This is a genomic window from Dactylosporangium sp. NPDC005555, assembly GCF_040605635.1.
Classification (GTDB): Bacteria; Actinomycetota; Actinomycetes; order Mycobacteriales; family Micromonosporaceae; genus Dactylosporangium.
This window is the reverse complement of sequence record NZ_JBEXDG010000069.1, coordinates 40,457-51,123: the sequence shown is the minus strand read 5'-3', so window position 1 is coordinate 51,123 and position 10,667 is coordinate 40,457. Positions and strand designations below refer to the sequence as shown.

Here is a 10,667-nt window from a genome sequence, read left to right as displayed (position 1 = left end):
CGCCGCTCGCCCGTCCCGATCGGGACCGGCGAGCGGTTGTTCACTCCACGGCGGAGGTTACGCGGCGCCGAAGCGGCGGCGGAGCCGCGTCATGGCGAGCGCCCCGGTGATGGCCGCCCGCCGCAGGGGCAGGGCACGGCGCATCCGCAGCACGGACAGGACGCTCCACAACTGTGACTCGACGACGTGGTCCGGCGAGCCGTGGACGTCATCGTGCTCGAGCACCCGCACGCCGGGCAGCGTCCGGATCAGCCGGGCCACGTCGGACCGCGGGATCACCTCGTCGCGCGAGCTCACGACGCAGCTCACCGGGATCCGGACCGCCGCCAGCTCCTCGTCGGTCAGGCCCCAGCCGCTGATCCGCTCGGCCACCTCACCCGGCTCCGAGCCGGTCAGGTGGGCCAGGGTGTCCCGGGTGACCCGGGGAATGCCGCGCTGCCAGACCGGATCGGTGAAGAAGTCGTGCACGGGTGCCCCTGCCAGCACCATCCCACGCAACCGCCGGTCGTGTGCGGCGGCGCGCAGCGCGAGGTGGCCGCTGAAACTCAGCGCGAGCAGGTATACGTCCACGCCGGCCGCGGTCTCCCCGAGCGCGTCGAGGATGTCCGGGATCATGCGCCAGCTGTCCCAGTCGTACGACCGGGTGTTCTGACCGACGCCCGGCAGTTCCGCCACCACACCGGTCATTCCCATCTGCCGGACCAGCGGCAGCGCCGGCGCCCACTGCTCCTTGGTGCTGACGATGCCGCCCATGATCAGCAGCAGCGGCCGGGGCGGGCCGGGGGACGGCTCCGTGGCCCAGCAGCGCAGCTCGCCCCGTGGCGTGTCGAGCCGCAGCGGCACGATGCCGCTCCGCCAGGCGTCGAACGCGGCGACCGCCTGGTCCAGCGCCTTCTGCCGGGTGGGTCCGTCGACGTACGGGAAGCGGGCCATCGTCCAGTGGCGGGACGCCGCCAGCAGGTCGCCGGCCTCGCGCAGCTCGGCGGCCGAGCTCGACCACTCGACCGCCCATGATCCCGGTTCGCCGTCCTCGTCGTTGTCGATCCGGTCGAGCACCGCCCGGCACCGGTCCGGCGGAATCTGCTGCGACCGTGCGTGCAGGACGGCGAACTGCTCGAGTTCCGCGACGTCGTTCATGTCAGCCCTTGGCGAGCTGGCCGGCGAGCTTCCAGGTGCGCTGCCGCTCGGCCTCGGAGTGGATCGCGGACTGGCTGAGCACGACGGCGTCGGCGCCGGCGTCGAAGTAGCGCTGGATGCCTGCGGCCACCACGTCCTCGTCGCCGATCAGGGCCACCGCCGCTGGGTGCGACACCCCCTCCGCGGCGAAGAGCCGCCGGTAGGAGGGGAGGTCCGGGTAGTACCAGAAGCCCTTGTTCGCGATTTCCTGGACCTTCTCGACCTCGTCGGTCACCACCGCGGGAACGGCGGCGATGATCCTGGGCATCGGCCGGCCCGCGGCCTGCGCGCCCTTCGCGACGTCCGGGATGATGTGCTCGGCCAGCGCGCGCGGCCCGGCCAGGAACGGCATCGCCGCGTCGGCGAGTTCGCCGACGACGCCCAGCGCCTGTGATCCCACGGCCGCGACGACCACGGGCACACCGCTGCCGCCCGGCACCACGGCCGGCATGATCGGCTTCGCGGTGATCACCTCACCGGCGAAGTCCGGCTGCTGCCCGTCGAACACCTGGCGCAGCACGATCAGGGACTCGCGCAGGCGGCGGATGGGCCGCTCCCACCCGGGACCGAAGGCAGGCTCCATCATGGCCTGCGCGCCGAGCCCGATCCCGAGGGTGAAGCGGCCGCCGGTGGCGGCCTGCGCGGTCTGCGCCTGCGAGGCGATGGTGAGCGGATGACGGGGCCACAGCGGCACCACGCCGCTGCCGATCTCGATGTCCGGCACCTCACGTCCCACGATCGCGGCCGCCGTGATGGCGTCGTGGTCGAACAGCTGGGAGAACCAGGCCGACGTGACCCCGGCATCAGCTGCCTCGCGGGTCTTCTGGATCAGCGTGTCGACGACGTTCGTCACCTCCGTGCCGACGTCGGCGGCGGGGGTGAGTATCACTCCGATGTGCTGCGTCATCTGGCCGGCCCTTCCACAGCTTGACTGGGCGTTTTCCTTGCCCCGACTCTGCGCATCGCGGCTAAAGCCTCGCTTGCGTGTCCGGCGCCGGATCGCACACGAACGGCGGCCCTGCCGCCGGCGGTCGTGACCGGCGGCAACGCCCGTCCGGCGGGCCGCCGGTGGTCCCCTGCCGCACAACTCCGGACAACTTGACGACCGATCGGTAAGCTGACTACGCTGGTTTCACTGACCGACCGTTCGTCAAGTAGTGCAGGGGCATCGAAGTGACCGACGCGCAGCAGCTGCGAAACGACACGCCGCAGGCGGCGGTGCAGGAAAAGGCGCCGTTCGTCTGGACTCGCCGCCACACGCTCATCGTCGTCGTCATCTGCGCGGCGCAGATCCTGGACACGATCGACATCTCGATCATGAATGTCGCCCTGCCCCAGATCAAAGGCGAGCTGGGCTTCAGCGAAGCGAGCCTCAGCTGGGTGGTCAACGGTTATCTCGTGACGTTCGGCGGCTTCCTGTTGCTGTGCGGGCGCGCGGGCGACATCCTCGGCCATCGGCGGATCCTGCTGGCCGGTCTCGGCGTCTTCGCCGTCGCGTCACTGGTCGCCGGTCTGGCCTCCGACGACTGGACACTCGTCGCGATGCGGGCCCTGCAGGGATGCGGCGCCGCGCTGATCAGCCCCATGACGCTGGCGCTGCTGGCACGGATCTTTCCAGAGGGCCCGCGGGCAAAGGCGATCGCGGCGTGGGGCATGGCCGCCGGCCTCAGCGGCATCTTCGGCCTGGCCGTCGGCGGACTGCTGACCATCGGCCCGGGTTGGCGCTGGATCTTCCTCATCAACCTGCCGGTGTGCGCGGCGGTGATCGTCGGCGCGCTGCTCTGGCTCGATCGCGACCAGCGCCCCGCCCAGCGCACCCAGCGCTTCGACCTCATCGGCTCCGTCGCGTCGACGGCCGGCGTCCTGCTGCTCACCGTCGGCATCGTGCAGAGCAGCCAGGAGGGCTGGAGCGCCCCGCAGGCCATCGTGCCGCTCGCCGCGGGCATCGCGCTGATCGCCTACTTCGTCCTGCACGAAGGACGCGTGGCCAAGGACCCGCTGCTGCCCTTCTCGCTGGTCAAGATTCCCAGTGTCGTCGGGGCGAACATCACCCAGGCGCTGGTCGGCAGCGGCATGTTCGCGATGCTCTACGTCGCGACGCTCTATCAGCAGGAAGTGCTGCACTACAACCCGCTGCAGACCGGGCTGGGCTACATCCCGCAGACGCTGATCATTCTGGCCGCCGCCCAGCAGACGCCCAGGCTCCTCGGGATCCTCGGCATCCGGGTCACCGTCATCATCGGGTCGGTCATCGCCACGATCGGCATGGCCCTGCTCGCACTGTCCGGGCCGAATGGCACCTATCTGGTCAACATCCTCGGTCCGTCACTCATCATCGGCGTGGGCATGGCCCTGACCTTCCTGCCGCTGTCGCTGGCCGCCGGCATGGGCGTGCCCGACGATCAGCAAGGTGTCGCCTCGGGCCTGATCAACGTGTCGCGCGTCACAGGCGGCGCCCTCGGCCTATCCGTCATCGCCGCGATCGCCGCCGGCTACACCGGCCACCAGCTGCGGGCCGGCGTGGATCAGATCAACGCGGCGACCGACGGCTTCCAGCTCGGCTTCCTCGCCTCGGCCGGCCTGCTGATGCTGTCCGTGTTCACCGCGCTGCTGCTTCCCCGCAAGCCGCCTGCCACCGCGAGCTAGTATGCTAGTGATGACCTTCAATGTCTTAATTTCACAGGATTGTTCCTCGCACGCCGTTTCGCAGCTGCCGGTAAAACAGGCCGGGACACTGGCCAGTGCCGCAACATCTGATCCATAGTGACCCGCCAGCAACCACATCACCGACCGGCATGCGGCACACCACAATCAGATTTCCCGATCCCTCACACCTGACTTCCTTCTGAGCGACTCAGGGGAATCTCGCGACCACGCCGGGCTTCGTTCAGGGTGCGGTCAATGGTTGATGACGTGCGGCAGAATCCGCAGACGCAACCGCGTCTGCGGATTCTTGGCGTCCACGTAACCAGGATCCACCTGTGCAAACGTCAGCGTCCAAAAGTTTCGGGAAGCTACCACGATCGCGCTATAAAAATCGACCATGTTAACTATCTTCAGGTGACCTTGCACCTTCGACGATGCCGACTATATTCTGCGACGACCGCCCACAGTGGCGTCGTTGATCTCTTCTAGACGGTCTTGGCATCGAAGCCGATCGTCGTGTCATGGCACTGCACTAGGCGATGATCGCCGGAAAGAGCACCCAGGACCACACGGGGGAAGGGCCACGCATCGTGACCGCGCGAGACGCTGAACTGCGGGAACTGAAGGATGCATTCAAGCTCGGCCAAAGCGGCTGCGGGACCGTCATCCTGCTGAGCGGATCCGTCGGGATGGGTAAAACCGCGCTCGTCAACACGTTCCTCACTTACGTCACCCACGACCTGGAGCAGCGCGAAGATCCAGACTCGCGGGACGCGGCCGAAGCCGGCCCGCTCGTGCTCACCGCGTCGTGCTCGTTCGCCGAACGCGCCCTCCCCCTCAGCGTGATCAAACAGCTGTTCGGCAGCCCCCAGCTGCCGGCCGAAGACCGCGCCATGGCGGCCACGCTCCTGAGCAACCAGGCCGTCGCCGGGCACCGCCTCGAGGACGATCCCTGCACCAATGACGTCATCAACGCATGGCAGGCCGAGGTCGCGCAGGGTCTGCTCGATGTCCTGCTCGGTCTTGTGGGCCGCCGGTGCGTGGTCATCGCGGTGAACGACTTCGAGCACGTGGACTCGTGGTCGCTGCACGTCATGATGTATCTGCTGGTGCGGATCAGCACCGCACGCGTCGTCGTGGTGCTCAACGAGTCCACCGGTGCCCGCCCGCGCTTCCAGGCGCTGCGGTCGGAGATACTGCGGCAGCCGTATGCCCGTCACATCCGGTTGCTCCCGCTGACCCGCGAGGGCGTGGTCACCATGGTCGGCGAGTCGCTCAGCGGTCCGGCGACCGCCGAGCTGGCCGGGCCGCTGCACGAGATCAGCGGCGGCAATCCCCTGCTGCTGCGCGCGCTCATCGACGACTGCGCACGCTCGACCTTCGCCGGCGAGGTGCCCGGCGTCGTCGTGGCCGACGCGTTCGGCGACGCCGTCATCCGGTTGCTGCGCCGCTACGGCGCGGAGGCGGTGCGCGCCACACGGATCCTGGCCGTGCTCGAGGAGCCTCCCCCGCTCCCGCTGCTGGCCCGTCTGCTGGCCAACTCGGTCGAGGTGACCGGCCAGCTCGTCGATCGGCTCGACGCCGCCGGCCTGCTCGCCGGACGGAGGTTCCGGCACCCGATGGCGCGCGCGGCGGTGCTGCGCGACTGCCAGGCCGACGAGCTGACCGGCATGCGCGAGCACGTGGCGCTCGTCCTGCACCGCTACGGTGCCCCCACCGGCGCGGTGCTCGCCCAGCTGCTCGCGGCGGGCTGCCCGGCCGCTCCGTGGGCCACCGACCTGCTGCGGCGCGAGGCCCGCAAGGCGCTGGACACCGAGGACTACGAGATCGCCCTGTCCTACCTCGAGCTCGTCGGCGACCAGGCCGTCTCGCCGCAGGAGCGGACCGAGATCGACGCGTTACGCGCGATCGCGGAATGGCGCCTGCATCCTTCCGAGGTGACGCACCGGTTTCCCGGTCTGCCCGCCGCGGTCCGCAAGGGGCACCTGCCCGACCGCGAGGCCGTCGCCGTCGTGCGCAACATGCTCTGGTACGGCCGATATGACGCCGCCACCGAGGCCATCCGGGCGCTCGCCGACCGGAGTCCGTGCAGCACCGAGCAGGCCACCTTCTTCGCGTGGCTCGCCTGCACCTATCCGGGCCTGCTGCCGGGCCTGCCGTCCGTCCGGACGACGGAGGCGCCGACCGCCGAGCTGCGCGCCGCCGACCTGCTCGGCGATCTGCTGCTGGGAAGACGGACGCACGACTCCGCCCTTGAGGCCGACTATCTGCTGCGCAGCTCCTCACCGGTGGACGCCGCCCACTATCCGATGGTCTCCGCCCTGGAGGTGCTCATCTACGCCGGGCACCTCGACGCCGCCGAACGCTGGTGCGCCGGGCTGATGGACAACGCGGCCCGGGTGCGCAGCTCCATCGGCACGGCGTTGGTGTCGTCGTTACGCGCCGAGGCGGCCCTGCGCCAAGGCGACCTGCCGGCGGCGGTCCGCCATGCCGGCTTCGCGATGAGCGCCCTGTCCCCGGCGGGCTGGGGGGTGCGGCTCGGGGCACCGCTGCACTGCCTGATCGCCGCGCACACCGCGATGGGCGAGCTGGACGAGGCCGCCCGCCTGGTCCAGTGCGTGCCGCCCCGAGGGGTCGCCGAGACCCGCTTCGGGCTGCTCTACTGGCATGCTCGCGGTCAGTTCTACCTGGCCACCGGGCAGGTGCACGCCGCGATCGAGGACTTCCAGGTCTGCGGCGACACGATGCGACGGTGGGGGATGGACCGGCCCAACCTGGTGCCGTGGCGCACCGACCTGGCACAGGCCCTGCTCCGCGCCGGCAAGGTCGACCGCGCGAGGGTCCTGGCCGAGGCCCAGCTCGAGCTCGCCGACGTCGGCGGCGGCCCGGCCCGCGGGGTCGCGCTCCGGGTGCTCGCGGCCGCGAGCTCCGCGCCGGGGCGGCGGCTCGCGCTGCTCACCCAGGCCGTCGAGGCGCTGGAAGACTGCGGCGACACCGTGGAGCTGGCCCGCGCGCTCAACGAGCTGAGCGAGACCCATTTCTCGATGGGCAAGGCATCCCGCGCCCGCGTGCTGGCGCGCCGGGCCCGGCGCATCGCCGAGACGTCAAGGCTGCATCTCGGGGGGCGATCCGCGGTCGGCGAGGACCCGCCACGGCTCGGCACCGCACACGAAGCCGCCGCCGTGGCGGACGAGACACTCTCGCTCACCGAGGCCGAGCGCCGCGTGGCGGTGCTGGCCGCGCAGGGATACACCAACCGGGAGGTCGGCCAGAAGCTGTTCGTCTCGGTCAGCACCGTCGAGCAGCACCTCAGTCGCGTGTACCGCAAGCTGAAGGTGAAGCGGCGCGCCGAGCTGGCCGCCCGGTTCCAGCGCACGCTGGCGAACTCGCGGATCTCCGGCGTCCGCGCGATGGCCGACTGACAGCGCGACGCCCGCGGGCCGCCGGCGCGGCGTGCGCCGACGGCCCGCGGCGGTTGCCGCGAGCCGGAAGCGGCCGGAAGCGGAAGGTCACGACTCCGCGACCGTGATCGCCAGCACCGGACAGATCGAGGCCGCGTCATGGACGTCGTCCTCGTGCTCCGCCGCCGGATGGCTGGTCCGGAGCCAGACGATGCCGCTGTCCTCATGCTGGTCGAAAACCTCGGGCGAAGCCATGACGCAGTGACCAGAGCTGATGCACCTGTCCGCGTCCACGGAAACACGCATGTGACTTCCCTTCTCGGGTCCGGGTGACGGAGCGGGTCACGTCACCAGGTCACGGGCAATTCATGGACGCCGTACACGAATCCCTCGTTCTTGAACTCGAGCTGGTCGGGGCGCACCGCGAGGGCAAGGGTGGGAATTCTGCGGTAGAGCGTGCCGTAGACGGTCTGCAGCTCGACCCGGACCAGCGGGTGGCCCAGACACTGGTGCATGCCGAAGCCGAACGCCAGGTGCTGGCGCGCGTCGCGGTGCACGTCCAGCTTGTCCGGGTCGGCGTAGGCCAGCTCGTCACGATCGCCGATCTCGGCGGGCATGACCAGTCCTTCGCCGGCCCGGATGAGCTGGCCCTCGATCTCGATGTCCTCCAGGGCGACCCGGCGGCGGCCGCCGTGCGTGACGGACAGGTACCGCAGCAGCTCCTCGGACGCCCCGGCGATCAGCTTGGGGTCCTCGGTGTCGCGCAGCGCGGCGAGCTGATCAGGGTTCGTGAGCAGGGCGAAGGTGCCCAGCGCGATCATGTCGGCGCTGGTCTCGTGCCCCCCGACCAGCAGCAGCAGGGACATCATGGCGAGGTCCGGGCGGGTCATCTGCCCGGTCTTGAGCTGCTCGGTGGCCAGCTGCGACAGCAGGTCGTCGGCGGGGTCGGCCAGCTTGCGGCCGATCAGGTCGTCGAGGTAGCCGACCAGCTCGAACTGCGCCGCCAGCGCGGTCTGCGCCGCGGTGTCCCGGTGGATGAGCAGCCGGCTCGTGCGCTGGAAGAATTCGTGGTCCTCATATGGGACGCCGAGCACGTGACAGATGACCAGTGACGGCACCGGCAATGCGAATGCCGACATCAGGTCGGCCGGCTTCGGACCGGCGAGCAAATCGTCGATGAGGTCGTCGACGATGCGCTGCACCGTCGGGCGCAGCTCCTCGATCCGCCGCACGGTGAATGAAGGGCTGAGCATCTGGCGCTGCCGGGCGTGCTCGGGATCGTCCATGGTGATGAAGGTGCGGAGGTCCGCCGCGCGGTCCCGGAAGCTCTCACTGACGTGCGGGTATCCCGGCAGCAACGTGTCCGAGCCGACGCGTGGGTCGGCCAGCAGCGCGCGCTGCACGGCGTGCCTGGTCACCAGCCAGGGAGTGCTGTTGTCCCAGAGCCGGACCCGCACGAGCGGCCCCTCGGCCTGCAGCTCGCGCAGCGCCGGCGGGGGGTCCAGCGGACAGCCCGCCGCGCGCGGCATGGGGAATTCGGGCAGGGCGTCCTGCACCCGGTCGGGAGCGCCGGTCGGCGACGTGGTCATGGTGGCTCCTTTGCTATTCGCGCGCTGTAGCCAAAACGACGTTTCGGATCCAGATGTCAAATACGCTATCGGAGACGCCACACAAAGGAAGCCGCGCGCCAAGAGAATGCGGATGTCGATTTCTCGGTAGGGGTTTGTCCGCCGGGAATAGGGGTGTCGGAGGGGACGCCCGCGGCCGGCGGGGAACCACATATGGTTCACGGCAGTTTGTAGAATCGGAACGCGGCCCGGTGATCAGCCCGGCTGATTCACCGGTATCGACCGACCTCGAAGGAGCCGGCCCACGTGGTGAGCACACCATCCCGTCCCGCTGACCGGCGGGACGCGACGCCGGTGGCCCTCGACGAGCCGATCGCCGCGCTGACCGATCCGTTCGCGGTGCGGGTGCACCGCCCGATCGCCGCGGAAGTGGCCGACCCAGCCGACCCGGCCGGCCCGGCCCTGCCGCCCTACGTCCGGCGCGAGCACGACGAGCGGCTCGCACGGGTGATCGACCGGGCCGGCGGAGGGAGCAGCGCCCTGGCGGTCCTCGTGGGGTGGTCCGCCACGGGCAGGACCCGCGCCTGCTGGGAGGCGGTCCACCGGCTGCCCGCGGGCTGGCGGCTGTGGCGTCCGCTCGACGAGCCCGACCCCGAGGCCGTGCTGGCACAGCTGCCCCGGCTGGGCCGGCGGACGGTGGTGTGGCTGGACGGGACCGACCGCTACCTGGACGCCCCCGGCGGTGTCGGCGAGCGGGTCGCTGCCGCGCTGCGCACGCTGCTCGCCAGCGCCCACCAGGCACCCGTGCTGGTGCTGGGCACGCTCTGGCCGTCGCACTGGGGGCGGCTCACCCGCCGTGGCACTCCGCACGTGCGGGCCCGCGAGGTCCTCGACGGCGCCGGCATCGTCGTGCCCGCCGCGTTCACCGGTGCCGCGCTCGATGATCTGCGGGCGGCGGCCGCCCTCGACGGACGGCTCCGCACCGCGATGGAGGATGCCCAGGACGGCCGGGTCGCGCAGCAGCTGGCAGGGGTGCCGGCGCTGCTGGCCCGCTACCGTGCCGCCCCACCCGCCGCCGGCGCGCTGATCCATGCCGCGATGGACGCCCGGCGGCTGGGTCACCGCGCACCGCTGCCGCTCGGGTTCCTGGCGGCCGCCGCGCCGGCCTACCTGACCCGCACCGAGCAGGACTCCCTGGGCCAGGACTGGCTGGAGCAGGCGCTGGCCTACACGGCGGCGCCATGCCGGGGCGTCGCCGGGCTCCTCGGCCGGATCCGCCGGCACGACCCGGCCGATCTCGGCACCGGCGTGGCCTACCGGCTCGCGGACGTCATCGACGAGCCCGGCCGGCAGCAGCGCAGGAGCCAGGTGCCGCCGGCCGGATTCTGGGCCGCTGCGGCGGCGCACACCTTCCCCGCCGACCAGGCGACGCTCGGCGACGCCGCCCACGCGCGCGGCATGTTCCGCGACGCCGGGCAGTTGCACAAGAACGCCGCCGCGCACGGGGACCGCCGCGGCGTGCTGTATCTCCTGAGCGCCGCGACCCACCTCCGCACGGACGTCCGCACGATCCGCTGGGCCGCCGAGCACACCACCCTCGACGACCCGGCCGCGGTCGCGTGGCTGCTGGACGGACTGCGCGGGGCAGCCGCCCCGGACGAGACCGTCGCACTGCTGCGACGTGATCCCGCCAGCCACGTCCGCCTCGACGACCCGGCCGCCGTCGCCGGGCTGCTGGTGCGGCTGCGCGGGGTGGACGCGGACGGCCAGGTGACCGCACTCGCCGACCGTGCCGCCGAGCAGACCGGCCTCGACGACCCGGCCGCCGTCGCGACGCTCCTCGACGGACTCCGCGGCGTCGGCGCGCACGATCAGG

Annotated in this window: 6 protein-coding genes and 1 pseudogene; 3 read left to right on the top strand and 4 right to left on the bottom strand. The window is 71.2% G+C overall.

All coding sequences use genetic code 11. The features are described 5' to 3' along the window. Window positions 1-57 precede the first annotated feature (57 nt). Together ABZS58_RS43910 and ABZS58_RS43905 are read right to left on the bottom strand one after the other, a co-directional pair. On the bottom strand, window positions 58-1,137 hold the full coding sequence (locus tag ABZS58_RS43910) for an alpha/beta fold hydrolase (RefSeq protein ID WP_354790040.1): 1,080 nt from the start codon (window positions 1,135-1,137) through the stop codon (window positions 58-60). Between the two features lies 1 nt (window position 1,138). Beyond that, window positions 1,139-2,083, bottom strand: a complete 945-nt coding sequence (locus ABZS58_RS43905) for a TIGR03564 family F420-dependent LLM class oxidoreductase (RefSeq protein ID WP_354790039.1) — start codon at window positions 2,081-2,083, stop codon at window positions 1,139-1,141. A gap of 266 nt (window positions 2,084-2,349) precedes the next feature. Here ABZS58_RS43905 and ABZS58_RS43900 point away from each other — a divergent pair, with 266 nt between their 5' ends. Next, window positions 2,350-3,822, top strand: coding sequence for an MFS transporter (locus tag ABZS58_RS43900; protein ID WP_354790037.1), 1,473 nt, complete (start codon window positions 2,350-2,352; stop codon window positions 3,820-3,822). Window positions 3,823-4,361: 539 nt separating this feature from the next. Next, a complete protein-coding gene (locus ABZS58_RS43895; protein ID WP_354790036.1) occupies window positions 4,362-7,244 on the top strand; it encodes a LuxR family transcriptional regulator in 2,883 nt (960 codons plus the stop codon). A gap of 87 nt (window positions 7,245-7,331) precedes the next feature. On the opposite strand, the gene ABZS58_RS43890 is transcribed toward ABZS58_RS43895, so the two are convergent. Beyond that, window positions 7,332-7,529, bottom strand: coding sequence for a ferredoxin (locus tag ABZS58_RS43890; protein ID WP_354790034.1), 198 nt, complete (start codon window positions 7,527-7,529; stop codon window positions 7,332-7,334). 41 nt (window positions 7,530-7,570) lie between these two features. Further along, on the bottom strand, window positions 7,571-8,812 hold the full coding sequence (locus ABZS58_RS43885) for a cytochrome P450 (protein WP_354790033.1): 1,242 nt from the start codon (window positions 8,810-8,812) through the stop codon (window positions 7,571-7,573). A gap of 288 nt (window positions 8,813-9,100) precedes the next feature. On the opposite strand from ABZS58_RS43885, the pseudogene ABZS58_RS43880 reads away from it, so the two are divergent. Continuing rightward, window positions 9,101-10,667: pseudogene (locus ABZS58_RS43880) on the top strand (hypothetical protein); the annotation flags it as partial.

Excerpts from the sequence above, each read along its gene's own strand:
- ABZS58_RS43910 (WP_354790040.1), bottom strand. The coding sequence starts at position 1,137 with ATGAACGACGTCGCGGAACTCGAGCAGTTCGCCGTCCTGCACGCACGG.
- ABZS58_RS43885 (WP_354790033.1), bottom strand. The coding sequence starts at position 8,812 with ATGACCACGTCGCCGACCGGCGCTCCCGACCGGGTGCAGGACGCCCTG.
- ABZS58_RS43890 (WP_354790034.1), bottom strand. The coding sequence starts at position 7,529 with ATGCGTGTTTCCGTGGACGCGGACAGGTGCATCAGCTCTGGTCACTGC.
- ABZS58_RS43895 (WP_354790036.1), top strand. The coding sequence starts at position 4,362 with ATGATCGCCGGAAAGAGCACCCAGGACCACACGGGGGAAGGGCCACGC.
- ABZS58_RS43905 (WP_354790039.1), bottom strand. The coding sequence starts at position 2,083 with ATGACGCAGCACATCGGAGTGATACTCACCCCCGCCGCCGACGTCGGC.